Below are 25,142 nucleotides of genomic sequence, written 5' to 3'. Positions count from 1 at the left end.
TGAGCAGATGCTCCAACCCGGGCGGAAGGGGAAGCAGGGTCACAGCGGGTCCCCTTCGTCGCCGGGCAGGCCCGCGAGCTCGGCCGGGTCGGTGGTGACCAGGCCATGCTCGAAGGAGGAGGCTTCGCTGTAGAAGGCGGCGCGATCACCGCTGTTACCGCCGCACAGCAGCCCCTCTCCCTTGTCAGCGGCCAGCAGGAACGCCTTCTCCCCGTCGGACAGGTTGAACGCCGCAGCGACGGCCTTGATCGCTTGAGGGGACTGGCGCAGCAGGACCTGGGTGGCGGAGTTGGACACCACCGCCTTGCCCAGGTCGGTGGACAGCAGGTCCTCGGCGTCCTGGGTTACGACTGCGAGGCCGGCCCAGTGTTTGCGGGCGGACTTGGCCAGGCGGTAGAGGAAGCGGGCGCCTTCGGGCTCCTTCATCAGCAGCCACGCCTCGTCCACCACCACCAGACGCGGACGCCGGTCGTGCGGGTTGGCGACGCGTCGCCAGATCGCATCCAGCGCCAGCAGCACCCCGACCGGCTTGACCTCCTCGGGCAGGTCTCGCAGGGAGAAGACGACCAGCTGGCCGTCGGCGCGGGTGGTGGTCGGCCCGGCGAACAGGCTGCGGTAGGAGCCGGAGACGAACGGCGCGAGGAGTTCGGCCAGAGCATGGCCCTCGTCGATCGCCTCAAGCTGGGCGACCAGATCCTTCAGCAGCGGCGCGGGCCGCGTCCAGGTGCCGGGGTCGGCGGTGATGCCCTTGGAGGCGTAGGCGGCCATCACCGCCCGGTCCAGCACCGCGCGTGCCTCCGGGGTGAGCGGCTGGCCGGTCATCGCGGTGACGAGGGTCTGGCAGAACAGCGCCCGGCGGGTGAGCGCGTCGTCGGATTGGCCGTTGGTCAGGTCGAAGGGGTTGAAGCAGACGCCGGGCGCGCCGAGCGCGAGTCGCGTTCCGCCGATCGCCTCGGCCAGCCGCCGGTACTCGTCCTCGGGATCGACGACGGCGACTTCGACCTGCTGGTAGAGCAGGCGCAGCAGTTCGAGCTTGGTGAAGTAGGACTTGCCCGCACCCGAGCGAGCGATGGTGACCGAGTTGTAGTTGTCCTGAGCGAACCGGTCCCACAGCACCACACCCGAGGAGGCGATGTTCACCCCGTACAGCACCGGCCTCTGACCGGCCGGGGCGCTCAGGTCGGGGGAGGCGAACGGGAAGCTCGCCGCCAGGGCGTCGGTGTCGAAGGTGCGGCGCAGCCGGATCGGGTCGGTGCCCAAAGGAAGGCCGGTGACCCAGCCGTGCAGGGCACGGAAAGTGGTGGGCTGGGCGTCCAGCAGCAGCGACGCGGCGAGCGCCCGCACCTGCTGGACCTCGGCTTCGAGAGCGGCGTGGTCCGGGGCGTGGACGGTGAGGTAGAGCCCGACCTTGAACAGCCGTCCGTGCCCGCGCGCCAGCGCTGCCGACAGCTCGGCCGCGTCCTCTGCGGCGGCCTCGGCGGCGAAGTCGACCAGCCGGCCGGCGCGGGCGTCCGAGCGGGACGCCGACTCCAGCCGGGCGAGCTGGCGACGCAGCCGCTGCGCGGCGACCAACGGCGGGACGGGCTCGATGTGCAGCGAGACGTCCAGATGCCCGGGATAGGTCAACAGCGGCTCCAGCCAGCCGGCCCCCACGTCCTGCGGGTATCCGGTGATGGCGAACGAGGAGCACACCGCGCCGGGAAGCTCGATGCTGCGCGTCCCGGTTCGCAACGCCTGCGGGCCGAGGAGATCGCCGATTGCGACCGGCTCGTCGGTGTCGGCCGCCAGGCGGGAGCGTCCGAGCGTGAACGTTTTGAGGACGGTCAGGGCGGTGGACAGACTCCTGGCCTGGATCACGGGCTCTCCTGAATTGTGGACGCGCCGTCGACGGACGCGGGGTGGGTGGGCGCGGCGCGGGTGATGAGGTCGTCGGGACGGGCCAGGCCGCTGAGGCGCGGCTGGCCGGGCGACAGCGAGTCGGCCAAGACCTCGGTGCAGGCATCGGCGTCCAGCACGACGGCGCCGATCCCGAGAGTGGCGAGCGCGCGGACGGTCTCCTCTGCACGCCGCAGCGTCACCGCGGCACCGGCATCCCGAGACTCGGAACGCGCCGGAGGCTGAAGGGAGAGCTCACCGGTGGACCGGTCACGGATGACGACCAGGACGCGGCGGGTCAGCAGATCACGGGACTGGCTGAGCTCGGCGAGGTAGGAGGCGTGGCCGCGGGCCGCCTGCTCCAGCGCCGGATGAGGGAGCTGGTGCGCTGATTCCTCCAGCTCGGCGATCAGCTCGGACAGGTCGGCCGAGCGGGACTGGACGAGAATCTGCACCGGGGCGTCCAGCGAGTTCAGCCACCGCCCGAACGAGGCGACCAGCGACGCCTGCTCGGCGACCGTGCGCAGCGTGAACGACACGGTGCCCGCCTGCACCAGCGCGGCGGTGCCGCCATCGGCCAGCTCCATCACGCCGTCCTCGCGGACGGCCCGAACGGGCAGGCTCAACGGCGCGGGCAGTTGGCCGCGCAGCTTGCACCAGCTCGGGGCAGGCGCGATTCCTTCCGGTGCGGGAACGCGCACCGCGCGCTGCAACGCGTGCCGGACGCCGTGCAGGGCCAGGCGGTCCAGGCTCAGCCCGTCTCTGCGGCCGAGCGCCAGCGCGAACCCCGCCGCGGCCAGCGGGATCAGCACGACCGCGATCACCATCCACGGGACGCGTCCTTGGGTGAGCATGTAGATCCAGGCCGCGGCGGCGGCGGTGCCGCCGAGGATCAGCAGCTGTCGGGCGGTCAGCCCGGCCAGGACCTTGTCCGGCATCTCCACGTCCGCGGGGATCCTTGCCACCAGCGGCTGGTCAGCGTCGTCGAATCCCATCAGCGTGCTCCTCGGTGGCTGTAGTGGTGTGAGCGCTCCAGCCGCAGCGCCACTCGCTGCGGCGTCCGCGGCGTGCACGCCGCATCGGCTTGGCGCCGCGCTCGCTGGATCGGCGGAGCCGTGGCCGACGACCGCGGGCCGGCTTGCGGTGCAGCAGACGTCGGGCGGGGCAGTGGCGCGCCCGGGTGGGCCGTCCAGGCCAGCCGCGACGTCAAGATTCGGGGTTGCGGGGGTGGGGGCCGACGGTCGGCGGAGCGGGCAGGGCCCGGTGCCTTGGGGGCCCGCTCCGGCTGCTCTCGCCGCTGGCCCTCGTTGCACTTGATCGAGTTGACCCGGGCGCGTTTCGGCTGCTGCCGCGCCGGCTCCCGCTGGGCCGCCGGGCCATCGGCGGTCGGCCCACCGCTGCCCGAGCCGCCGCCCGGTCCACCGTTGGGACGTGAACCTCCTCCACCCGGCGGGCCACCCGGCGGCCTCCTGCGCGGACCGCCCTGAGGACCTCGGTTCGGACCGCCGTGGCGCGTGGTCGAGCGTCCGCCGCGTCCGCCGCGTCCGCGAGACCCGCCCATGAGCCGGCCGACGGTGTGGTACATCACCAGCGACTTCAACAGCTGGGTGGCCATGCGGGGCTGGGCCTGCCGCCAGATCGTCCGGGCGACCCAGGACGGGATCTTGATCATGATCCAGAGCAGGCAGATCACCAGCAGCAGGTCCACGCCGTCGCGGTGCGAGGTGGGGATGCCGAGGAACGGCGCGTTGGAGTCGGACTTGGCGAACAGCACCCGCAGCGCCGACACCAGCACCAACGCCTGCAGCGTCTGGATCGCCAGCATCCCCGACAGTCCGCGCCACCACAGCCGCGCGATCCCGTCGGTGACCGGGAGGGCGTGCAGCATCAGCGCCAGCGGCGCAGCGGCGACCAGCACCATGGTGATCGTCAGGCGGACGACGTAGATGAACGCCACGGTCAGCGCCAGCACCACCGCCACCAGCGCGACCAGGACGTAGAAGACGTGGTTCACCGCCAGCGTCGCCTCGACCCCGGACGCCAGCATCTTCCCCGCCTCGGCCGGGTCGATCTGCTCGGCTCCGGCGGTCAGGAAGGCGTCGGCGAGGCCGTTGGCGAGGGTGATGGCGTAGCCGATCAGGGTGAGGCTGAGGTTGGAGACCAGAAACGCCCACACCAGCCGCGGCAGGACCTCTTGAAGCGATATCTCGCCGGGCAGCGACTGCCCGACCATCATCAGCACGCCGGCGATCGTGACCAGCAGCACGAAGCAGGTGTTGGCGATCCACTGCGAGGTCGTCCACAGCTCCCGGATCCGTGTCATCGAGTCCGAGGTGATGTTCGGCGTTCCGAGCACGGTCGCCGACAGCAACTCGAACGTCGGCTTGGCCGCCGATTCGACGAGCCCCTTGAACCAGTCCGAGATCGCCTGCCCGGTCATGCAGGCCAAGTCGCCGAATCCGCACCCGCTGTCCCCACCGCTCGTCGACGACGAGGCGGGTGGTGGCGGGGAGGTGGACGAGGCGGGCGCCGGAGACACAGGGCCCGGTGAAGCCTCGGATGCCTTGGTGGGACTGGCGGTGCTGCCCGGGGCGACGGTTGGAGTGGGCGAAGGCGCCACGCTTCGCCCCGAAGCCGAAGCCGAAGCCGAGGGCGTGGGTGTACCGGACGGCTGGGCGGCCGCGTCGCTGACCCACAGGCCGCCGCCCAGGATCGCTGCGACCATGACCAGCAGAAGCGGCGCGCATCGGCGGCGCGCGAGAAGCATTCACGCCCCCACGATCTGCTGCAAAATCCGCACCAGCACCGGAGCCATGACCGCGATCCCGTAGCCGATCGCGCTGTTGCGCACCGACTTCTTGGCGGCCTCGACCTCGCCCGGATCGCCGCCGCCCAGGATGTAGCGGATACCGCCGACCGTGGCGAACAAGGTGGCCAGCCCGGCCGACAGCCCGATGATGACGTTGCGGAGGTTCACGATGACCTGGTTGAGGTTCGACACCGCGACCAGGCGATCGGCGGCCTGCGCGGCCTGCGCGGCGTCGGACGCGCACCAGATGATCGAAGCGATGATGCCGACGCACCCCAGCACGATCGCGCTGAGGCATCGGACCCGGTTCACACCGTTGTGCCGTGAGCGCCGGAGCGCCGGACGCCGTGTGGGCGGAGTGAAGGTCATGCTGAGCTCCCGAAACTTCGAGGACGAGCCAGGCCAGGGAAGAGGAGCGGGCCAGCAAGCTCGCGGGCCGCGACCGGGGCGACCGTGGGCGTCCTCCTTCGAGGAGCCGGTGGGACGGGTGCGATGGGGATCGGACGACCGCCTGGTCGGCGCCGGTCGCAGCCCGCGAGCTTTGCTGTGCCTCTGAAAGCGCGGTCAGCGGTCCTGATTGCGCTCGGGGCCGCCGGAATTGGCCGTGACTTTGCCCGCGCGGATCGCCGCGACCAGCCGCTGTTCGGCCTGTTCACGCAGCCGGTAGAGCCGCCGCGCCGACTCGCCGCGCTCGACAGCGACCTGGCTCACCGGGACCTTCTCCAGCCGCGTCCGCCCGATCAGCTCAGCCTCCTCCGCCGTGACCACCCGCTGCGCGACGGCATCGGCCAGCACGAAGTCCTCGTGCCCCCGGGCCGGTTCCCGCGTGCGGCAGGCGGGGTCGTCGGGCGCGATGGGCAGCGTGGCGGTCTCGGTGCGTCGGGCTCGGACGGCGGCGCGCTTGGCCAGCCACAGCAGCCGCGGCGCGATCGAGTGCTGATCCAGGTTGATCGTCTGGAGCCCGGACAGGAACGCGGTGAGCAGGTCGGAGACCACATCGTCGGCCGATGCCAGCTGCAGGTCGCGGGTGAGCGGGGCCGCGACCCGCTTCAGTCCGGGAAGCGCGATCCCGACGCAGCCGATCGTCCAGGACGCGCCGTGCTTGCGGGACCGGCGGACCAGCTCGGCCCACACCGCATCCCGCACCTCCACACCGGTCTCGCGGGCCAGCAGCAGATCCCGCCACTCCAGCAGAGTGCATTCACGAGCGGGCAGCCCTCGCCCGAACTGGCGACCGTCCAGACTGAGCGGCGCGGGACCCTGCATCAGCAGATCGAACGTTGCTTCGGCGGCATCCAGCGCGTTCCCCTCCTCGAAGACCGAGCGGTGACCGTGACCGTGGGCGTTGGCGGTTGAGCACATGACGAACCCCCGTGCAGTGGTGGAGCGGAACCGACGCCACCAGTTCTCCACCGCCGTTCGGTGCGCATTCGGCGCCGATTCGGACCCCACACGGGACGCCACAACACCCCGACCGCCGCCCAACTCAGGCTGCGACCAGCTCCGACACCCCCGCCGCACCCAACCGAGAACGGCACCGGGCAAAGCTCCGACAACTCCTCAACGTGCCCACTGACCTGCACCGATGTGTTTAGGGCGAGGTGGCGAGCAAAGAGATCGCCCAGCGGGTGTCGCCGGGCCGGCTCCAGGAACCTCGCGAGCCCGCGGCCATGTGTTTGGACGACTCTTTGCCGGACGCCGGCGGTAATCGAGGCGGGCTGAAGAGCTTTAAGAGGCGCATGGGGATCGGACGGCCGCCACGGGCCACCATCACGTGGACGCACCCAGCCAGCCCACGCCCGCACTCACCGGCACGCCCCGCCAGCTACTGCCGCTGACGGTCTGGATGTGCCCAGACCCCGACGACGAGCAGCCCACCGCCTCCAGCCGGTTCGATCCGTGCGTCCGGCACCGTCCGAACGCCGGCAGGGAACTCGCCCGCCACCTGATCGCCACCTGCACCCACGACGGGGACCTGGTGGCCGAGACCCATCCGACCAACGACTCGGTGCTGGCCGCCGCAGCCGAACTCGGCCGCCGCGCCGTCGCCTGCGCACCGCACTTCGCCCTCGCCCAGTACGTGGCGAGCACGCTGCGCTCCCGTTCTCTCGGGGGAGCGGCGCGGGGCGTGGCGCTGCGCCCGTGCCGTCCCGACCAGATGACCCGCGCTCTGGCCGACCACCTCGGCACCACCGCTCTGGTCATCACCGCCCCACCACCGGACGACGGCGACACCGCACTGCGGCCGTCCCGCCAGGGGCGAGCGGCCTGTCCGGGCTGCTCGGCCTCCGTCACGGCTGTGCGGCAACCGCCGCTGGGGGAGGTGCTGCTGGCCTCGTGGCGGATGCTGCGGCCCGGCGGCCACCTGGCGGTCGTCACCACTGCCCGACACGAGGGCGGACGTTTCATCGACCCGGCACCCCAGATCATCCGTCAGGCGCGGGCGCTGGGGTTTCGCTACTCCCAGCACGTCATCGCCGTGCGGGTCCCAAGCAGCGAAGACGGAGTGCTGGTGCAAAGCAGCCCCGGCGATCTAGCCCAGATCCGCGACCAGCGCGCCACCGCGCTGCCGCCGGCTGCCCGCGTTCACGCCGACGTGTGCCTGTTCACCAAACCCCACCCGACACCGAACGACGACGGACGCAACGACCGTGAGCCGAAGGGCAAGGTGTGACCGACCAGCTCTCCACCCAACCCGAAACCAGTGCGCCGACATGGCTGGCCGGCCCCGACTGCTCGGTGTTGACGACCGGGCAGCAGCCGTCCCGGATCCAGCGCAAGGACCGCTACGTGCCCGAGGCGATGCAGCACCCCGCCCGGATGCTGCCCGCGATCGCCGCCCAGGTCATCACCGCCTACACGCGCCCGGGCGAACTGGTCATCGACCCGATGTGCGGCATCGGCACCACCCTGGTCGAAGCGGCCCACCTGGGCCGCGACGCCGCCGGGGTGGAGTACGAAGAACACTTCGCGCATCTCAGCGCCCGCAACATCGCCCTCGCCCGCACCCAAGGCGCCACTGGCAACGCCACAGTCGCCTGCGCAGACGCGCGCAACATCACCACCATCCTCAGCGACCGGCTCGGCCAAGCCGCGCTGGTCCTCACCTCGCCTCCGTACGGGGCGTCCACCCACGGGCACATCCGCTCCACCCGCGACTCCGGCCGATCTCGGATCCAGAAGTGGAACACCGACTACTCCGCCGACCGCGGCAACCTCGCCCACACCACCCTGGACGAGCTGTTCGACGGCTTCGCTGACATCCTCTCCGGATGCGCGGCCCTGCTCCGCCCCGGTGGCGTCGTCGCGATCACCATCCGCCCCATCCGCGTCCATGGCGAACTGGTCGACCTACCCGGCCGCGTCGCCGCCACCGCCGAACGCGTCGGTCTTCAACCGGCCGACCGGCTGGCGGCACTGCTGTGCGGGCTGCGCGACAGCCGGGTCATCTCGCGCGCCTCGTTCTTCCAGATGCTCGAAACCCGCCGCGCCCGCGACAAAGGCATCCCCGCCTGCGCCGCCGCCCACGAAGACCTCCTCATCTTCCAGCGCCCCACCGAGAAACCCAGCCCCAACCCGCTCGGGACCGCGAGACAGCTTCAACCCACGCTGAAGGAGGACGAATGAAGAAGAAGGCACTGACCAGCGCGGAGATCCGAGCCCTGCCCGCCATGATCGACCTGGTCACCGCCGGACGCGCACTGGGCATCGGCCGGACCAAGAGCTACACCCTGGCGCGCGCCGGCACCTTCCCGTGCCGAGTGCTGCGCATCGGCGACAACTACCTGGTCCCCACCGCCGGCGTCCTGCGGGTCCTCGAACTGAACCCGGCTGAGGCGAACGGCGAACCGCTCCGCACGCCCGCACGGTCAGAAACGGCAGGTGCATTCCCGCTGGGAGGCGTCAGCGGTCCGTGAGCGGTGCGGCTTGTCGTACGTGACGGAGTCGAGCCACCGTGCGCTGCCCGCGATCACGTAGGGCAATCGGCTCCCTTCGCCCGGCCGCGCCACCGCCACAACCGGCGTGGCCGGGCGAAGACTCGCACCTCACGGAGAAACACGTTGTCCGATGCACAGGCGCCTTCGTTCACCGGACGAAGGGCACACGGCAGATTCCCAGTGCACTTGCGGTTCGGTTTCTACCTCCACATCGACAAGTTCTGGCCGGAGCAGCAGATCCGGAACTGGCGGCAGCGCAACTGGGACGCCGTCCGTGCGATGGTCGCCACCCACGGGTCGATCACCGAGTTCTACCTCGACGACGCGACCATGGAAGTCCCCAGCGACCTCACCCCGTGGAGGGAACGGCCGCAGGCCAGCCGTCTGCTTCGCGACCTGGCCAACGGCAACCTGGACGCGATCGCCGTCGGGACCGTCCGCCACCGCACCTTCGCCGCCACTCCCGTCTGGGACGTTGTGGCGCTGCTGGCCTGGCAGCGCAAGCAGCTGTGGACCGCTGACGTGAACGGCCCACTCGACCCCACCAACCCCAGCCACATCCTCGCCCTCAAAGGCCAGCGCGGCATCCCCAAACCCGACCCCTCCACCGACACCGCCTCGCCGACCACTCGGCAGAACCGGAGGGGCTGATCGTGGCGCCGAAGGGAAGCACTTTCAAAACCTGCGGCTGCCGCGACGAGACGGGCAAGAAGCTCGGCCGCAAATGCCAGCGGCTGAACCGGCCCGACGGACGCTGGAGCAGCAACCACGGCAGCTGGAACTACCAGCTGGAGATGCCGCAGCATGCCGACGGCACCCGGCGCGGCCCGCTGCGCCGCGCCGGATACGCCAGCCAGGCCGACGCCGAAGCCGAACTGCACCAGGCCAAAGAACTACTCAACATCGCCGGCAACGACCCCACCCTCTCCGCCGAGATCGCCGACCTGATCAGCGCGACGCTGAAGGCGACCAAGCAGCTCCCGAGCCCGGAAGAAGTACGGCGCAAGGTCCGCACCGGCCAGCACCTCAACGTCACGATCACCCTCGGCGAGTACCTGCCGCAATGGCTGCAAGGCCGCAAGACCCTGCGAGAAAGCACCCGCCGCAGCTACGAGAGCAACCTCAAGCTCTACCTGATCCCCGCCCTGGGCCATATCCGGATCGACCGCCTCCGCGTCACCGACGTGGACCGGATGTTCGAGGAGATCGACGACCTCAACGACCTGATCACCCGGGCACGGGAATCCTGCGACACGGAGTTGCGGGCCCAGGTGAAAGGACGCCGCCGGGTCGGTGCGGCGACCAAGCAGCGCATCCGCGCCACCCTGCGCAGCGCCCTGAAGAAAGCGATCAGAGAAGGACTGGCGGAGGTCAACGTCGCCTCCCTGGTGGAGTTGCCGTCCGGCAAGGCACCCAAAGCACTGGTGTGGACCCCCGAGCGGATCGTCCAGTGGCGCAAAGACCTCGACACCCACAGCGCCACCATGAGCGCCCGCCGCAGACGCCTCTGGAAGGACACCCCCTCCCAGGGACACGGCCACAACCTCAACCGGATCGACGCCTACATCGGCGCGCCCCGCCCGTCCAAGGTCATGGTCTGGACGCCCGCACTGACCAGGGCCTTCCTGAAACGCGCCGAACTGCACCGCTGGTACGCGCTGTACTACCTGATCGCCTTCCGCGGCCTGCGCCGCGGCGAAGCCTGCGGCCTGCGCTGGACCGATCTGAACCTGGACGCCGGAACGGTCAGCATCCGCTGGCAGATCATCCAGATCGGCCCCGATACCTTCGAAGGCAAACCCAAATCCGACGCCGGCGAGGCCACCATCAGCCTCGACACCTCCACCGTCACCGTCCTACGCGCCCACAAGGCCCGGCAGAACACCGAACGGCTCGCCGCCGGAGACGCCTGGCACGACACCGGCCTGGTCTTCACCGACCCGATCGGCCGACCCATCCGCCCCAACGAGGTCACCGACCAGTTCGAGCACCTGGCCATGGAGACCGGCCTACCACCCATCCGCCTGCACGACCTGCGCCACGGCGCCGCCTCGTTCCTGCTCGCCGCCGGCCACGACATGAAGACCGTCCAGGAAACCCTCCGCCTGTCCTCCATCGCGATCGCCGCCGACACCTACACCAGCCTGCTCCCACAACTAGCCCGCCAGTCCGCCGAAGACGCCGCCGCCATCATCCTCAACGCCGAACCCGTGTGATAGCCGCTACGAAGCCGTGAGCAGTTCAGGTTCTCCCTCTCCGGTGCGGCTGTCCATGCGACTTCCCAACAGGAGCGCGAGCAGCGCGGCAACGGTCGAGATCAGTAGCGTCGCGGCGACCACGAGGGCAGCTTTACCGGGACCATCGTGTTCAGTGAGCGGACCGACCAGCAGGAGCGCGATCGGCGCCAGGGCGTAGGCGGGGACGCTGCTCCACCCGTTCACCCGCGCGAGCGTCTCGACGTGAAGGATCTTCTGCAGCTGGGTGATCCACAGCACCAGGCACACCCTTGGCGATACCCGACGCAAGCATCGCCACCGTGATGACCACGGGAGACGCAGTAACGCAGACGGCCAGCAACGGGGGCCCTGAAACGAGGAGCAGAGCCACCGCAAGGATCACGGGTCGGCGCGGTTTCCAGCGGACGGCCAGAGCCGCCCCGGCGAGAGCTCCGAACGCTTCACAGGCGCCGATGACTCCGCAGGTCTTGCGCACCACCGCCGTCATGGCCACCGCGACGTTCACCGAGATCATCGGGCCGCTGTTCATGTCCGACCCTGGCCGCACCGCGCCATCCTCCCACCCCCCCGAACCCAACGCCGTTTGAGGAACGCAGCACTAGGTTCGGTCTCTCTTGATCATAAAGGAGACGACGACCGAGAATACTATGGCCATTATCGCTATGCCAAAAGTGGCCCAGGTCCTTGTTCCAGTGTCGCCGTTCGCGGTCTTCCATATGGCCATGACGCCCATCCATGCGGCCAGGATCACGCCTACTGCCAGGAGGTAGAAAAGTCGCGCTCGCCTCATTTTTCCTTCCAGAAGTACTGACTCGACCGGGCGGATTCTTAATCCTCCGCTTAACCGGCGACGAACGCCCAGGGGTGTTCCCTGGGCGTTCCAATCATGCGTCTTGGCCTTCAGGCTAGAATGTGTACTTCAGACTCGCGTCGCACTCGGGATCGCTGGATACCGTACCCAGTTGATACTCGCCCCCTTCGGTGCCGTACCCGGCTCCGCCATAGCCGGCATTGCATCCAACGCTTGCGGACAGGCCGGAGTTCACGGTTCCGGCGCTTTCGCTGAGACCTCCGGATACCGAAGGACTTCCCACGCCGAGGGTCACGAACGGGGCACCCTCGCCTTCTGAGTCCATCGACCACCCACCTCCCACGCAGAGGTAGTAGCAGCCCTTGATGCTGAAGTCGAAGGAAATGTTGCCCGAGGGATCGATGTTGTTGATCGGGTTGTCGCCCGCGTAGGCATAGCGGTTGGCGTTTCCGGGGTCGCCGAGGCTGACGATGTTGTCTTGCTGGGTGAAGGCGCCCTGGTCGGCGTCGTAGTGGCGCTGGCCGAGCTTGAGCAGGCCCGTGGCGGGCTCGGTGAGTCCGCCGGTGTAGCGGGTGAGGTTGACGCCGGCCTCCCAGCCGGTGTCGGGGGTGGTCTTGCCGTTGGGGGTGTAGGTGTAGGACGCGGCCTGCGTGCCCGACGGTGAGACGATCGCGGCCACGGAGCCGAGCCCGTCGGTGGCGAAGGCGTAGGGGTTGCTGCCGTCGCTGTAGCCCAGGGGTGTGCCGGTGCTGTCGTGGATCACCCAGACGGTGCTGCTGGTCTGGGTGTAGGAGTCGATCGCCGATGCGCCCGGGCCGGGAAGGCCGTAGACCACCGACATGCCGCCGGTCCGGACCATTTCGGTCTGGCCAGGGCCGGCGTAGGTGAAGGCGGTGGTGGTGGCGCCGACCTTGGTCTGGGTCATCTGCTCTGCGGCGTTGTAGGTCATCTGCGTCACCGTCGGGGAGGAGGTCTGGTTGCCTGCGGCGTCGTAGCCGTACCCCGATGTGGTGATCTGATTCGCCGAGTTGTAGGTCAGGGTCTGGGTGGTGGTGCCGTCGACGGTGAGTTTGGTGCGGTTGCCGTTGCTGTCGTAGGTGTAGTCGTAGGTGTGGCCGTTGACGGCTGTGGCCTTGGTGAGTCGGTTGCCCTTGTCGTAGGTGTAGTCACTGACGGTGCCGTTGGACTTGCTCCATTGCCGCAACCCGGTGTCGGCGCTGCTGCTGGTGTCGCAGGTGGTGGCGTCGCCGCGCTTGGAGTAGCAGTAGGAGATGTCCGACACGGTCGTGGAGTCGCTGGACGCGCGCGTGGTGGTGGTGCGGGTGAGGCGTCCGGAGTCGTCGTAGGCGGTGCGGGTGTGCATCGCCCAGGCGGTGTCGGAGGTCTTGTTGAAGTAGGTGTCGGTGCGGTTGCCGTCGTCGTCGTAACCGAACGTCCACGTCTTGCCCGCGAAGTCGGTCATGGAGGCCAGCAGGTTGCGCGTGGAGTGCACGTAGTGCTGGGTGCCGATCTGGTTGAGCTGGTTGACCAGGTTCCCGGTCGGGTCGTACTGCCAGTCGATCTCGCCGCCGCCGGAGGTGGACTGGCGGGCCGCCATCAGGTTGCGGGTGGTGTAGCCCCAGGTGGTGGTGCCGGTGGCGTCGGTGCGGGTCTTGACGTTGCCGGCCTTGTCGTAGGTGAACACGACGCTGGGGGTGCCATCGGAGTAGGTGATGGTCAACACGCGGTCGTTGCCGTCGTAGGTGTAGCTGGTCTTTTTGCCGTTGCCGTCGGTCGAGGTGGCCAGGCGCCCGTACCCGTCGTATGTGAGGGTCTTCTTTTTGAGGGTGTTGCCGGTCGGCGGGGTGATCGAGGTGAGCTGGTGGTTGCCGTCGTAGCCGTAGGTGGTGGCGTTGGTCCCGTTGGCCGGGTCGGTGGAGTCCTTGACGGTCCCGTCGTCGTTGTAGGTCACCTTTGCTTCGGCGGCCAGCGCGTTCTTCGTCGAGGTCTTGTTGCCCGCGCCGTCGTAGGTGTAGCTGGAGGAGTTGCCCTGCGTGTCGGTGCCGGCCGAGGGCTGGTAGGCGGCGGTCGGGTTCTGCGAGGTGGGCGCGTTGCCGTAGGTCAGCGACCCGGAAGATCCGGTCGGCGAGGCGGACTTGGTCTGTGATTCGCCGTTGTTGGCGCCGAAGGTATTGGTGCTCAGGCCGCCGTTGCCGTTGCTGTAGGACGCGACGTCGCTGAAGGGGGTGTAGCTCTTGGAGCGGGTCTTGCCGGCCGGGTCGACGGCCTTGGTCACCCGGGCGTTGACGTTGATGGTGTAGGTGGTGTGCGGGACGTCGGCGACCGCCTTGGACTGGTCGGTGTTGGGGTCGGCCACCTGTGTCTGCGTGCTGGACGGGTAGGACAGTCGCGTCACCATCGAACTCGAGTCGCCGACCCGGGTGACGGCCTGGACGCGATGGTCGCCGTCGTAGGTCAGGTTGGTGACGGCGCCCTTGCCGTTGGTGATCGAGGACAGGTTTCCGGCGCTGTCGTAACCGAACTTGGTGACCTCGCCCGCGGCCTGCTGGATCTGCGACAGCCGGTTGGAGGTGTCGTAGCTGTAGACGACGATCCGCTGGCCGTCGTCGCCGCCGGACTCGGTGTAGCTGGTGATGCGGTCACCGGTGTACATGCCGACTTTGATCTGGCGGCCGGTCGTCTCACCCTTGGGCTTGTAGGTGATGGCCGAGATGTGCCCGCCGGAGTAGGTGTAGTCGGTGGTGTTGCCGTTGCGGTCGACCACCTTGGTGGGCAGGCCGCCCGAGTCGAAGTAGCTCTGCCGGCCCGAGCCGTGGTCGAGGTACTTCCAGCCGCCGCCGGACTGGCTGCTCAGGTCGCCCTTGAACTCCTTGGGCGTGGTGTAGCCCGACCCGGAGGTGGTGAACACGCCCGAGATCCCGTCGGGGCCCGTGTAGGTTACGGAGTTGTCACTGTTCTTGTACAGCCGCACGTCCTCGCCCAGGCGGGTCCGCCAGCCCGGCGAGATCACCCCCGTGGACACGTCGGCGGCGTGCAGCAGGCTGTTGTAGCTGGCACCCACGGTGACGTTCCCGCCGATTCCCGGCAGCGACATGTCGGTGGAGCGGACCATCGCGTTCCCCGACCCGACGTTCACCTTCAGCTGCAGGTAGTCGGCCAGGCTGAAGGTCAGGAAGGTAGCACTGCGGGCCGGGCCGATTCCCACCGGCACCGACGCCGCGGCGACGGTGGGAGGACCGGCGGCCCTGGCGGTGGCGTAGGTCGGGATGCGCGTGCGGGCGGGGTCGCCGACGGTGCTCGGTGTCACCAGGCGGACGGGGCCGCGGTGGGACGGCCCGAGCTTGGGCTTGCCCGCGTGCGGCGAGCCGATCTCCGGATACAGGTGCTGGAACTGGAATGGCGCTGGCTTGGGGCGAGCCTCGGCGCCGGCAGCACCAGGCACCGCCGCCAGGCCAGCGGCGGCCAGGACCGATGCGGCGACACACGCCACAACACGTCGTGACACTCGGGCACTCCTTTTCTGGGCAGGCTGAACACGATTCCCCGCCCTGCTGCCACTGGAAATCCGTCCTCTTTGAAAATTGGCAGGTGGAATGGCGGGATGGCGGGATGGCGGGATGAGTATGCGGCCGGGAGAAGCACCTTCGGACATGGTCCTACGCCCTGGGGAAGGTGCTGGTTCAAGCTCGAATCGAGCGGGGCGGGGGGTCTTTGCGGGCCCGAACGGCTGGGCCGTCATCAGGGCAGGGCGCCTACAGTGCACGGGCCGATCGTGGCGCAGGGGACGGCGGAGACGCCGTCATAAGGTCAACGCCCGAGGGTCCAGCTCGATCTGACACGTGCGGCGATGGCGAGCATTCCGTGATTCTCCTGTCCCGCGGGTGAGCAGTCAGTATTCGCCGGAAAATAAGGGAGCAACATCGAGATCATGCGTCACAGTCAACGACCAGTAAAGAGCCTTTTCTGTTAGTGGCTGTGACAGATGGTGAGAGCAGGCGAAGGCGCAGGGACGAAAGTAGGAGTGAAAAGCGCTGATCAGCACGAGACTCCCGACAGCGCGGGCGCGACCGCACCCGGAGTCGAGCCCGGCAGCAGCGCGACATGTGACATACATCACCGCGCCTTGGCGGTGGGCAGGCTGCGGGCCGGTGGTTGTCAGGTTCGGACGAAGGGCGCAGTCGTCCGGGCTCTCCCGGGCGAGGCCGGTGATGAGGTCCTGCAGCGCGAGGCCCGGTTCTAGCCCGTGGAACTGTACGGAGTGGCGCCGGCGGCCGTGTTCGGTCGCGGCGTCCACGCCGATCTCAGCGACGGCGGCGGGGACGACCCGGACGGGCGGGGCGGGGTTATCGATGCGAGGGCCGCCCTGTCCCTGGACGCGGAAGCCGTCCGCGCCGATCCGGCAGGAACGCCGGTGCTAATTAGTCAGCGACAGATGGTCGGCGCCGTCGGCTCTCCGTTCTCGTCCTCAGCTACTGATGCTGCTTTGGTCCCATCAGGTCGGCGATCATGATGTCGGCTTGGTCGTCGGCCAGTCCGATCGTGGCGGCCTTCCTCCAGCCCCAACGGTCATACATCGATCGAGCCGGTTCGGCATTGGGATGGGCGCACAACGTCGCGAACGCCTCTGGTCGGTCGCGCAGCAGTTCGTCGCGCAGCCGGTGCGACAACCCGTTTCCGCGGTGAGCCGCGGCGACGACCAGTTCGATCCAGGCGAACTTGTCGCATCCCTTCACCTCCTGCGGCTCGTCGACGCCGCGCCAGAACGCGTTGCCGGGCATCGTGAACCCGAACGCGAATCCCGCCAGCTCGCCGTTGTCCGCGCGGACGGTGACGAGCGTGAACCCGGGCGCGTGGAGCTGCCGGGTGTTGCGGTTGCGGAATCCCTCCTCGGTGTAAACGCCGTGGCCGTTGTAGGGAGGTTCGCTGTAGACCGCCACGTACAGGCGGGTCAGTTCGTCCTCCAGGGCAAGGGCGTCCTTGGTTCCGTGGCGGGCGATCGTGTAGTGGGTCATGTGGTCCTCCCGGCGGGGGCGGTGTTGTCCGCCAGCCGGAGGGCGATGCGCCGGGTTTCGGCGACGTCCTCGCTGCGGCGGGCGTGGGGAGTCAGGGTGGTTGCGAACTGTCCGATTCGTTTCCGTACGCGTGTCGATGACACCTCGATCAGTGCCGGGAGGATTTGGTGGAACGTATCGACTCCGGCCTCGACGTCGTTGACCAAGACCAGAGCGCGCGCCAGGTCGAGGTGGTAGAAGGCGGCGTTGCGCGGCAGCATCCCCGGGATCGCGTCGGCGAGGATTTCCACGGTCTGCTGGTCTTGGTGCAGGTATCCCCGAGCGATCGCCTCAAGGCCCCGCAGCTCCCGTTCGGAGAAGAACGCGAACCAGGGTTCGTCCTCACGCGGCCTGTTGCCGTCCAGCTCTTCCCAGGCTCGTCCGAGGAGCCGTTCGAACTCCTGCGGCTGCTCAAGCCGAGCCACGGCCAGGGCCTGGCGCATGGTGAGCAGGGACCGGAGCCGCGGGTCAGCGTTCGGAGCGGTGCCCAAGGCCGTACCAGCGATCTGGTGTGCCTTGTCAGGACTCGGGCGTGAGCCTGGTTGGCCTGGCTTGGGGTCCACCATCGCCAGCATCGCCATGAGATTGAGCGCATGCAGCCGGACGGCCTCGTTGCCTGCCTCGTGCGAGGCGTACAGCGCCCGGCTGTAATGCTCGGCGGCGTCTCGGTAGTTCCCCGCCTCATGGCTGAACCAGCCGGCGCACACCTCCAGCTCGCCCGCGACCGACACCGCCAGCCGTTCTCGCTCCGGTGACAAGGTCAGCCGCTTCATTTGCGTGCGCAGGCTCGCCAGGCGTGCCCGGGCGATCTCCACCAGGGAAGCGCCGCCGAAGCGATCATCCATGGCGTACAAGTCGGCGGCGATGTCACTCGGGCGCTTCAGCTTCGTCAACACGTCCTGGGTGCCACGTTCTCCGGTGGGAGCGGTCGTGGGGAACGTGGCCGACAGGCCGACGAGCAGCACCGTCGATCCGAACTCACGGCGTTTCACAGGGTCCCTCCGCTGTGGTTCTGCACGGAGCAGCTCGTTGAAGGGTTCCGCTTCAGAGGCGCTCCGCGCGAGGTGATAGAGCCCTTGGGGGGCGAGGCCGGCGAGGATCCGGGGGATCCGTAGGCCGTCAAGGATTTTCACTGCGGTCTCGATGACCTGCCCTCGTGACCTGGAGGTCATGAGGCGCGAGATGGTCGACTGGTTGAGACCTGTTTGTTCGGCGATGGCTTCCTGGGAGGCACCGGCGGCCTTCGCAGCGGCCCGCAGCACGGTTCCCCACTCCCACACCCCCAGCGCAGAGGCGATCTCGGGGGCGAACCAGAACTCCACGGGTAGATCCACTGAGGCTTTCACCCCAGCGGATGAACAGCGACTGCATAGCCCGGAGTCGCTATATCGGCTCAGTGGTGATCGACAACGCGAACATTTCGCGCCTTTGGGGACCTGTCCCATACCGACAATCATGGCCCCGAAACGCTTGCGCGGCACACCTTTATGCAGCACTGCATACCTGCCGTCGGAAAGACATGCAGCGCCGCCGTGGCATCGATCAGCCACCAGCGGCATTGTCTGGTGGCACCAGACACAACCTGCCTGACACGAGACGAGAAGCCATGTCAGCCGAATCTCTTCGCAAGCAGAACGGAACTCAGCCCAAGGCCGTGCGCGAGACGGACGGCGACCACGCGTCGGACGACGAAAAGCTCCTGCTCACGCCGCTGCCCGAGCCTGCCGCTGAGCAGGGCGCCGACGAGGCGTCGTAGCCGTGCTTCTCGCGGTGGAAACTACCGACGAGCCGAGCTGGCCCTACTGGCCGAACGCCGACACCAGCCTGGCTCAACTCGCCGGCGACCTGGACGGCCACTCGATTCGAGTGCGACGGCACGGAGCTGTTCTCAGCGCGGTCGCCATGACGGCCTGCTGGCCGAGTCAGCCCGATCTGGCCTGCACGATCATCTGCATCAGCAACCCCACCGATGACGACCGGCTCTGGTACTTCACCGGATCCACCGACGGAAGCCGCACGCGGCGATCAGTGCCGATCGCCCCGGTCAGCGACAGATGGACGGCAATTCAGGTCATTCGCAGAAAGATCACCCTGCGATGACCGCGACGGATCAACAGCGGTCACGACTGGAATTTCGATGAACCAGATCATAAATGAGCCGTTGGCAGCCAACTCGGCGCTCGAATCCGACCCGCAGCAACAGCCTAGGAAGGAAGGCTTCCCGTGACCCGGAGAGTCCAGACGCGCACTCCGTACGACTGGCTTCAAAACCTCACGGTCGAGCTGGAGCGGCTGGGTGTGGTCGGCACGCTGCACAACTCGCCGTCCGGGCCGCTGCTGGCCGTGGTCTCACAGTTCGACAAGTCCTTGGACTGTGAGATCACGTGCACCGCGGTGGATGGGGCCACGCCGGTGTTCTGGCAGCAGCGCCGCGCTGCCGGCGGGCCCGATGCGGAGCCGGTGCGCCGTGCGTTGCCGTACGGCGATCCGGCGCGAGCGGCGTCCTGGGTGGCGCGCGCGGTGTCGGATGAGCCTCGCCTGATCGCGCGTCCCGACGACGCTGCTGCCGTCTCGGCCGATGCTGTCACCGGGCAGGAGCTGCCGGACGCACCGGTCACGGGCGGGAGGTGTGGCTGGTGAGTACCGACCTTCCGCGCCGCCGCCAGGGTGAGACCGTTCGCATGGACGAGCATCGTCTCGCCCTCGGGAGTCCCACGCCCAACCTCCCGCCGAGTGCTGCTGCTGTGCCGGTCTGCGGGCAGGCGGCCGGGTCGGCCAAGCCGCTCATTGTCGAGCGGGCGGCGGCCATCAAGCACCTTGCGCGGCTCGGCATGCACCTGGCCTCGCACCCCGACATGACGGTCAAGTTCGATGCGGTCACGCCGAGCGTGAAGATCGCGATGGCCGAAGAGCCCGGCACCGAGCTGGTGGTGACCGGGGGTCTTCACCCGGACGAGCGTGTCGGCTGGTTCTACGGCGGTACCGAACCCGATATCGAGCCGCTCGCACCGTTCGAGCACTGCCAGTCGGCGTGCAAAGCGATCCAGAAAAGGTTGACGTCGTGAGCGCGCACGGGCGCCGACTCCTGCGTCGTCTGCCTGACGGCCTGCCGGGTTCGGCCACCCGCCCTCTTGCTGTCGGGACCGAGGGTTCGCCCGTCGATGCGGCGCGGGAAGGAAGGAGAACCTCGCATGTGCCGGCGGGCGGTGGCGTGCAGGAGACGATCGGGGTAGCCGCAACGTCACGGCCATTCCTCCCACCCCCGTCGCCGCCTCCGCCGGGCACCTTTCGGCACCCGACCCCGGCGCTCGCTGCGCTTCAGACCGCCCCGCTCGCGCCCGGTCCCAGGCGGGCGCCGTTCCCGGCCGCCACCACGCCTGCGGTCGAGCTCGGGGGGACGCCGGGCCAGGGCGAACTCTGCCCCGCTGCCGGTGACGTCTCCGCCGCTCTGGGGCTGATCTTCCGGAATGACGAATGGGCCGTCCGCCGCATCGGTGCGCTGTTCGATCGGTTCCGGGCGCGGGCGACCTGGAGTGGTCCCTCCGATGACGCGGAGCTGGAGGCGTTGGTGGCTGGCGAGCTGGTTCGGCTTCGTCGGGAACATTCCTGCTGGGCGATTATCTACAATCCGTTCGCGTGCGCCTGGGTCGCGTTCCGTAGTCGCGGCGACATGGTCCTGGTCGCCGCTGCCTGCACTCCGCAACAGCTGGACGCCGCACTTCGCCCAAGCCTGTTGCCTGCCGTCCCGACCGGGCGGCCGGCGTGACCGCCGCGTACCGCTCTCTCAGCCCCAAGCTCGATCAGGTTTGGCGGCTGCTCAGCCTGCTGCCCGGTCGCGACTTCGATGCCGAGGAAGCCGCCGCGCTCCTGGGCACCGACTCGGAGAAGACGATGCACTGCCTGGCGGCGCTGCATGCCGAGGGGCTGCTTGCGGTCATCTGCCGGGAAGGATGCAGCGATCTTCGCTGGCAGATCCCGACCACGCTGCGGTCGGACGCCGCCCGGTACCGCGAGCAGGATGTGCCGATCGAGCAGCAGGAACAGGCGATCAACCGGCTGCTGGGCTGGGTGCAGCCCGCCGCCGAATGGGCCGCCGCCTGCGCCACCCCCTACCGTGCCTCGTCCCAGCAGGCTTTGGTCGCCAACCGCAGCAGGGCCGACCGTCCCGAGCTCGACGCGCCCGGGGCGTTGCGCTGGCTGACCGACCACCACGAAACGATCACCGGCTGTGTGCGGATCGCCGACGACCACGGCCAGTTCAAGCGGGTGATCGCGCTGGCTGCGACCGAGTGGCCGCCGGCACGCCACCACCTGATCGACCCGGGGAACTGGTGGGTCGCCGACACCACCGCCCTGCGCGCGGCCGAGGCCCTCAACGACCAAGAAGCTGCCGCGCGAATCCTGGACAGGCTCGGTGTGTGGGGCCGCCGCACCGGCAACCACGAGCAGGCCATCGACTACCACTGCCGCGCCGCCGACCGGTGGGCCCTGCTGGGCAACCCGGTCCGGCGGGCCGAATCGCGGCGCCGGATCGGCCACGTCTTGCTCGCGCGACAGCAGATCCAGGACGCGCTGGAGCTGTTCGAGGCGGCCGAGTTCGCCTTCGAGCAGATCCCCACCGACCAGGGACGCCGCAACCTCGGCCTGACCCTGGTCGATATCGCCGCCGCACACCTGGCCGCCGACCGCCCCGACGAGCCTAGCTCCAACGACGATGACGCCTTCCTGGATGCCTTCTCCGCGGCCCGACGCGGCTACGAACTGATCCGCGCCCACGCGCCCCTGGACCTGACCTCCCAAGCCCGCGCCCTAGTCGTGAAGGGCGAGGCGGGCGAGCGGCTGCACTACACCGGCGTTCTGGACGACCTGCGCAAGGCACGCGACCTTGCCCGCCAAGCCGGCGCGGTCTCGGTGCAGGTCGCCGCGCTGGACGTCCTCGCCGACGCCCTGCGCCGCCACGGTGCACAAGCCGACGCCGCCGCCGTCATGGTCGAGCGGCGCACCCTCGCCACCAGACTCCGCTCCTAGGAGCAGCACATGCAGTTGACCGCCGAGATCGCACGGTGGGGGCATCCGCTCCTCGACGATGACCAGCTTCCGGCCTGCTCCATGGTGGTGACCAGCGGCGGCCTGCTCGCCGCGAAGATCACCAGCCTGGACGGCGTCCTCTACGGGCTGGTCGGCTACGTCGCCGACGACGGCCACCAGCGGGCCTGGGGAACCTGGACCAGCTTCCTGGGCGGCGACTGGCAGCGGACCCTGAACCTGCCCTACGACAAGTACGCGCCGCTGGTCACCGCACGGCAGCCGGACGCCCTCGTCCCCGAGCTCGGCCGGATCGCGCGCATCACCGCGGACAGCATCGTCGCGACCAAGTCCACTCAGGATCCGGCTCTGCTCGCCGAGCACGGCAAGGTCCTGGACAGGCTGGCGGCCTGGTGCGGCATCGGCCGAGACCGGATCGGCATCTACGGCTCGGCGATGTACAAGGATCCTGGATGCGCCGCCGACCTCGACATCGTCTTGTACGGAGCCTCCACCTGCCGCCGCGTCCATGCCCGAGCCGCAGGGGCGATCCCGCCACGCCCGGTCGACCACCCGCATCATCCGCACTTTTGGGTCCCCGGCCATCACACCGTTCTGGACCCGCGCTACATCAGCGGCGAGCACACCATCACCCGCGCGCTGATCCGCGGCGACTTCACCGACCAGGGGCATGAGCCGATCGACGGGTTGTGGGTACTGGACGCCACCGACGGAATCTTCTTCCCCGCCCGCTATACGCTCAGTGACGGATCGGTTCTGCTGTCCTATCGGGCCGGGCACAGCGGATGGCTGCATCCCGGCGACGAGCTGACCGGTCCGGCACTCCCGGTCTACCAGCGCGACGGCGTCCGGTACCGCGTGGTGCTGCGCAGTGAACACCTGCATCCTCGCCGCACGGAGCACGAATGACCCGCTCGCCCACCACCCCGGCAGGAACCGCCCGGCCCGACCATGGCCGCGCCGCGTGGATGGACGCCCAGTTCGACCAAGCGCTCCGCCGGCTCGGTCTGTGGTCGGCCGGGCCGCGCGTACGTGGGGTCGGCGACCGCACCAGCAGCGGCCGGGTCACCGACCGCACCGATCGCGACCACGCCTGGCTGCGGGTCCTGGCCGTCCCCTCCAGCCGGGCGCACGGGCCGCTGTGGGACGGCCCGGTCAGCGCCCCCAACCTGCCTGGCCTGCACCGCCCCGCCCTGGAATGCTACGACACCGTCCCTGCCACCTTCGACGGCTGCGACCACACCGTCCGCGCCGAGGTGTGGGAGCTGGTGGACGAGCCGGTCTGCGCCCCGCACGAGGCCCTCACCCCCGGCCGCGCCCGCTGTCTCGGCCTCACCCCGGCCTGGTGGCACAACCTCGACCGCGCCATGGCCGCGCTCGCGACCCATCCCACCGACCGTGTTCCCCGCACCCAGCACCAGATCACCAGCGCCCTCCATCATGCCTACGGACCCGATGTGCCCACGCGGGTCGAGCGGTGGGTGCCCCAGCACGGCGACCTGCGCTGGACCAACCTCACCACCGGCACCCCGTTCCTCCTGGACTGGGAGTTCTGGGGACTGGCCCCCGCTGGCACCGACGCCGCCACCCTGTACTGCACCAGCCTGCTGGTGCCCGACCTCGCCGCCGCCATCCACGACCGCTACCGGCACCTGCTCGACACCCCCGACGGCCGCATCGCCCAACTCGGCATCTGCCTCCAACTGCGCCGCCACCCCGACATCGGCGACCTCGACCAACCACTGGCCGACCTCGCCCAACGGCTCCTCATGCAACGCTGACCTGAGTTCGCCGACTGGGCGCCTAAAGCCACTGTGCCGTTCCGGCGGAAGTTCACCGAAGGGCGGCGCGGATGAGGGAGTCGTAGGTCTCGGTCACCCGGTCGAGCTTCACGCCCAGCCCGCGTGCCCAGGCGTCGAGCTTGACCTGCGTCTCGGTTCCCGGTTCCCCATCGGGCACGACCGTTTCGACCTCCAGAAACTGTCCCACCCCATGGACCTGGTCCAAGCACAGCGTCAGCTCGCCAGCCCGTCCGGTCCGGCGCTGTTTGACGATCCGGACCGTGGGTCGAAATCCCATCTGCAGTAACGCCGCGTGCATCTGCTCGCGGTCGTTCACCGACGACTCGGCCTCCGCGCAGTCCATCTCGTTGTCCCGCGGCGTTTTGACGGTGAACAGGTGGACGCCGTCCAGCGTCCGCAGCCGGGCGAACGGGACCCCGGCCTTGGACTGCCCGTAGTCCCACCAGGACGGCGCGTACGCCTGATCGTCCTGACGGACCGGAGCCGACAACACCACGCCCCGCGCCTCCAGCGCCCGCTCCAGCGCGTCCGCATCGATCACGCGGTACTTGACCTCGATCTCCCGTGTCCTCACCGTGCCCCCCACGTAGGCGCCACCAAGCGACGAAGCGTAGCTGTGGCGACCGAAGCGCCACGCCGCATTCCACGGCACAAAGGGACGTCACACCCGTTGCTTCAGTACCTCAGCTTCAGCCACCACGGGTGGCCTGCCGGTACAAATCGACCGTCTGCGCGGAGGGCCGAAGCTTCATGGGGCTGAGGACCTCGGCGAGCTCCTGGTAGCAGTGGTGGATGGCGGTCGTGTTACCGAGGGCGGCGTAGGCCTGGATGCGGGTTCGGTAGAGGTACTCAGACGTCGGACTGATGACCGTGGCGCGTTCCAGGTAGGCAGGGGCGGCTTCCGGAGCGCTCATGCCGGCGAGCTGGACCAGGGCTTGGACCACATCGCGGTCGAGGGCGCGGCGGGCGGTGGTGGCGAACTCGTGCTGGCAGTCGGGCATGTAGGGCCCGGTGTAGAGATCGACGGCGGCGCGTAGAAGTGCTGCCTTGTCGGGAGTGGTGGCGGCGCGGGCGGCGTTGAGTTTGTCACGCAGCTCCCACACGTCGGTTCGGCAGAAGCCGGCATTGAGGCGGTAACTGCTACGGCCGATCTTCTGAATGACCTGGCTGGCGGCCGGCCCGCCCCCGAGGGCCTTGAGCACGTGGCCGCGGGCCTCCCGCATCGGGCGCCAGAACGCATCCCGGTCTTCGACGGGATCGCTGTCAGGCCAGAGCCTTGAGTATGCCGTCAAGCGCGGCAGAGGAAGGTTCCGGAACTCCGCCAGGAGACCCAGTAGCGACCAGCCACCCGTTTTGCCCTCTGCCTGGACCACGCCGCCGACGCCTTCCACGGAGTATCGGCCCAGAAGGCGGATGAGCACCGAACCCTCGCGAGCTTCCTCGTCGTCGGAACACCCGGCAGCATCCGGGGGCCCTGTGGACTGGAGCCTGGCCGGAGGAGTTCCAACAGGCTCCATGGTCGGGCCGGGGCAGTTCACTGACAGGCGACCAGGCCCAGGTGCAGGCCCCTCAG

Annotated in this window: 26 protein-coding genes; 14 read left to right on the top strand and 12 right to left on the bottom strand. The window is 69.1% G+C overall.

Annotation, left to right across the window (positions count from 1 at the left end; all coding sequences use genetic code 11):
- Positions 1 to 39: 39 nt before the first annotated feature.
- The 5 genes from ACFPCY_RS37040 to ACFPCY_RS37020 form a co-directional block, all read right to left on the bottom strand.
- Positions 40 to 1,857 carry a VirB4 family type IV secretion system protein gene (locus ACFPCY_RS37040; RefSeq protein WP_378263392.1) on the bottom strand — a complete coding sequence of 606 codons (1,818 nt, stop codon included), beginning with the start codon at positions 1,855 to 1,857 and terminating at the stop codon, positions 40 to 42.
- Positions 1,854 to 2,870, bottom strand: coding sequence for a PrgI family protein (locus ACFPCY_RS37035; RefSeq protein WP_378263390.1), 1,017 nt, complete (start codon positions 2,868 to 2,870; stop codon positions 1,854 to 1,856). Before ACFPCY_RS37035 ends, ACFPCY_RS37040 begins: the two co-directional genes overlap by 4 nt.
- Entirely contained in the window at positions 2,870 to 4,315 is a 1,446-nt protein-coding gene (locus ACFPCY_RS37030) for a hypothetical protein (protein ID WP_378263388.1), read from the bottom strand. The genes ACFPCY_RS37035 and ACFPCY_RS37030 overlap by 1 nt, the downstream gene beginning before the upstream one ends.
- Before the next feature lie 327 nt (positions 4,316 to 4,642).
- Positions 4,643 to 5,053, bottom strand: coding sequence for a pilin (locus ACFPCY_RS37025; RefSeq protein WP_378263386.1), 411 nt, complete (start codon positions 5,051 to 5,053; stop codon positions 4,643 to 4,645).
- 195 nt (positions 5,054 to 5,248) lie between these two features.
- Positions 5,249 to 6,097, bottom strand: coding sequence for a hypothetical protein (locus ACFPCY_RS37020; protein ID WP_378263384.1), 849 nt, complete (start codon positions 6,095 to 6,097; stop codon positions 5,249 to 5,251).
- 361 nt (positions 6,098 to 6,458) lie between these two features.
- Here ACFPCY_RS37020 and ACFPCY_RS37015 point away from each other — a divergent pair, with 361 nt between their 5' ends.
- From ACFPCY_RS37015 to ACFPCY_RS36995, 5 genes are all read left to right on the top strand, one after another.
- Entirely contained in the window at positions 6,459 to 7,358 is a 900-nt protein-coding gene (locus ACFPCY_RS37015; RefSeq protein WP_378263382.1) for a hypothetical protein, read from the top strand.
- Positions 7,355 to 8,311, top strand: coding sequence for a TRM11 family SAM-dependent methyltransferase (locus ACFPCY_RS37010; RefSeq protein ID WP_378263380.1), 957 nt, complete (start codon positions 7,355 to 7,357; stop codon positions 8,309 to 8,311). The genes ACFPCY_RS37015 and ACFPCY_RS37010 overlap by 4 nt, the downstream gene beginning before the upstream one ends.
- Positions 8,308 to 8,601: a DNA-binding protein gene (locus ACFPCY_RS37005; protein WP_378263378.1), complete on the top strand. Its 294-nt coding sequence runs from the start codon at positions 8,308 to 8,310 to the stop codon at positions 8,599 to 8,601. Before ACFPCY_RS37010 ends, ACFPCY_RS37005 begins: the two co-directional genes overlap by 4 nt.
- Positions 8,602 to 8,802: 201 nt before the next feature.
- The gene (locus ACFPCY_RS37000; protein ID WP_378263376.1) at positions 8,803 to 9,273 is read left to right on the top strand and encodes a hypothetical protein; all 471 of its coding nucleotides are present in this window, start codon (positions 8,803 to 8,805) and stop codon (positions 9,271 to 9,273) included.
- Positions 9,274 to 9,275: 2 nt separating this feature from the next.
- Positions 9,276 to 10,838, top strand: a complete 1,563-nt coding sequence (locus ACFPCY_RS36995) for a tyrosine-type recombinase/integrase (RefSeq protein ID WP_378263374.1) — start codon at positions 9,276 to 9,278, stop codon at positions 10,836 to 10,838.
- A gap of 6 nt (positions 10,839 to 10,844) precedes the next feature.
- Here ACFPCY_RS36995 and ACFPCY_RS36990 read toward each other — a convergent pair whose 3' ends face one another.
- The gene (locus tag ACFPCY_RS36990; protein ID WP_378263372.1) at positions 10,845 to 11,117 is read right to left on the bottom strand and encodes a hypothetical protein; all 273 of its coding nucleotides are present in this window, start codon (positions 11,115 to 11,117) and stop codon (positions 10,845 to 10,847) included.
- 194 nt (positions 11,118 to 11,311) lie between these two features.
- On the opposite strand from ACFPCY_RS36990, the gene ACFPCY_RS36985 reads away from it, so the two are divergent.
- Positions 11,312 to 11,446, top strand: coding sequence for a hypothetical protein (locus ACFPCY_RS36985; protein ID WP_378263370.1), 135 nt, complete (start codon positions 11,312 to 11,314; stop codon positions 11,444 to 11,446).
- 318 nt (positions 11,447 to 11,764) lie between these two features.
- On the opposite strand, the gene ACFPCY_RS36980 is transcribed toward ACFPCY_RS36985, so the two are convergent.
- From ACFPCY_RS36980 to ACFPCY_RS36965, 4 genes are all read right to left on the bottom strand, one after another.
- Positions 11,765 to 15,175, bottom strand: coding sequence for an RHS repeat domain-containing protein (locus ACFPCY_RS36980; protein ID WP_378263368.1), 3,411 nt, complete (start codon positions 15,173 to 15,175; stop codon positions 11,765 to 11,767).
- Positions 15,176 to 15,559: 384 nt separating this feature from the next.
- A complete protein-coding gene (locus ACFPCY_RS36975) occupies positions 15,560 to 15,964 on the bottom strand; it encodes a hypothetical protein (protein WP_378263366.1) in 405 nt (134 codons plus the stop codon).
- A gap of 175 nt (positions 15,965 to 16,139) precedes the next feature.
- Complete coding sequence (locus ACFPCY_RS36970) at positions 16,140 to 16,682, bottom strand: GNAT family N-acetyltransferase (RefSeq protein WP_378263364.1); 543 nt, start codon at positions 16,680 to 16,682, stop codon at positions 16,140 to 16,142.
- On the bottom strand, positions 16,679 to 18,043 hold the full coding sequence (locus ACFPCY_RS36965) for a helix-turn-helix domain-containing protein (RefSeq protein WP_378263362.1): 1,365 nt from the start codon (positions 18,041 to 18,043) through the stop codon (positions 16,679 to 16,681). Before ACFPCY_RS36965 ends, ACFPCY_RS36970 begins: the two co-directional genes overlap by 4 nt.
- A gap of 284 nt (positions 18,044 to 18,327) precedes the next feature.
- On the opposite strand from ACFPCY_RS36965, the gene ACFPCY_RS36960 reads away from it, so the two are divergent.
- The 8 genes from ACFPCY_RS36960 to ACFPCY_RS36925 all read left to right on the top strand — a co-directional run bounded on the left by ACFPCY_RS36960 (position 18,328) and on the right by ACFPCY_RS36925 (position 23,548).
- Positions 18,328 to 18,477, top strand: coding sequence for a hypothetical protein (locus ACFPCY_RS36960; RefSeq protein WP_378263360.1), 150 nt, complete (start codon positions 18,328 to 18,330; stop codon positions 18,475 to 18,477).
- Positions 18,478 to 18,479: 2 nt separating this feature from the next.
- Positions 18,480 to 18,821 (top strand): hypothetical protein, encoded by a 342-nt coding sequence (locus ACFPCY_RS36955; RefSeq protein WP_378263358.1) that lies wholly within the window; start codon positions 18,480 to 18,482, stop codon positions 18,819 to 18,821.
- A 123-nt stretch (positions 18,822 to 18,944) separates the two neighbouring features.
- On the top strand, positions 18,945 to 19,361 hold the full coding sequence (locus ACFPCY_RS36950) for a hypothetical protein (protein ID WP_378263357.1): 417 nt from the start codon (positions 18,945 to 18,947) through the stop codon (positions 19,359 to 19,361).
- A complete protein-coding gene (locus ACFPCY_RS36945; RefSeq protein ID WP_378263355.1) occupies positions 19,358 to 19,786 on the top strand; it encodes a hypothetical protein in 429 nt (142 codons plus the stop codon). The genes ACFPCY_RS36950 and ACFPCY_RS36945 overlap by 4 nt, the downstream gene beginning before the upstream one ends.
- Positions 19,783 to 20,487, top strand: coding sequence for a hypothetical protein (locus ACFPCY_RS36940; RefSeq protein WP_378263353.1), 705 nt, complete (start codon positions 19,783 to 19,785; stop codon positions 20,485 to 20,487). The genes ACFPCY_RS36945 and ACFPCY_RS36940 overlap by 4 nt, the downstream gene beginning before the upstream one ends.
- Positions 20,484 to 21,749, top strand: coding sequence for a hypothetical protein (locus ACFPCY_RS36935; protein WP_378263351.1), 1,266 nt, complete (start codon positions 20,484 to 20,486; stop codon positions 21,747 to 21,749). The genes ACFPCY_RS36940 and ACFPCY_RS36935 overlap by 4 nt, the downstream gene beginning before the upstream one ends.
- A 9-nt stretch (positions 21,750 to 21,758) precedes the next feature.
- Positions 21,759 to 22,676, top strand: coding sequence for a hypothetical protein (locus tag ACFPCY_RS36930; protein ID WP_378263349.1), 918 nt, complete (start codon positions 21,759 to 21,761; stop codon positions 22,674 to 22,676).
- Positions 22,673 to 23,548 carry a hypothetical protein gene (locus ACFPCY_RS36925; protein WP_378263347.1) on the top strand — a complete coding sequence of 292 codons (876 nt, stop codon included), beginning with the start codon at positions 22,673 to 22,675 and terminating at the stop codon, positions 23,546 to 23,548. Before ACFPCY_RS36930 ends, ACFPCY_RS36925 begins: the two co-directional genes overlap by 4 nt.
- A 52-nt stretch (positions 23,549 to 23,600) precedes the next feature.
- Here ACFPCY_RS36925 and ACFPCY_RS36920 read toward each other — a convergent pair whose 3' ends face one another.
- Complete coding sequence (locus ACFPCY_RS36920; protein WP_378263345.1) at positions 23,601 to 24,221, bottom strand: class IV adenylate cyclase; 621 nt, start codon at positions 24,219 to 24,221, stop codon at positions 23,601 to 23,603.
- Positions 24,222 to 24,258: 37 nt separating this feature from the next.
- Complete coding sequence (locus ACFPCY_RS36915) at positions 24,259 to 24,960, bottom strand: AfsR/SARP family transcriptional regulator (protein ID WP_378263343.1); 702 nt, start codon at positions 24,958 to 24,960, stop codon at positions 24,259 to 24,261.
- Positions 24,961 to 25,142: the final 182 nt, after the last annotated feature.

Origin of the sequence: Actinomadura gamaensis (assembly GCF_042652125.1) — a bacterium.
Taxonomy (GTDB): domain Bacteria; phylum Actinomycetota; class Actinomycetes; order Streptosporangiales; family Streptosporangiaceae; genus Spirillospora; species Spirillospora gamaensis.
This window is presented reverse-complemented; position numbering and strand designations above follow the sequence as displayed.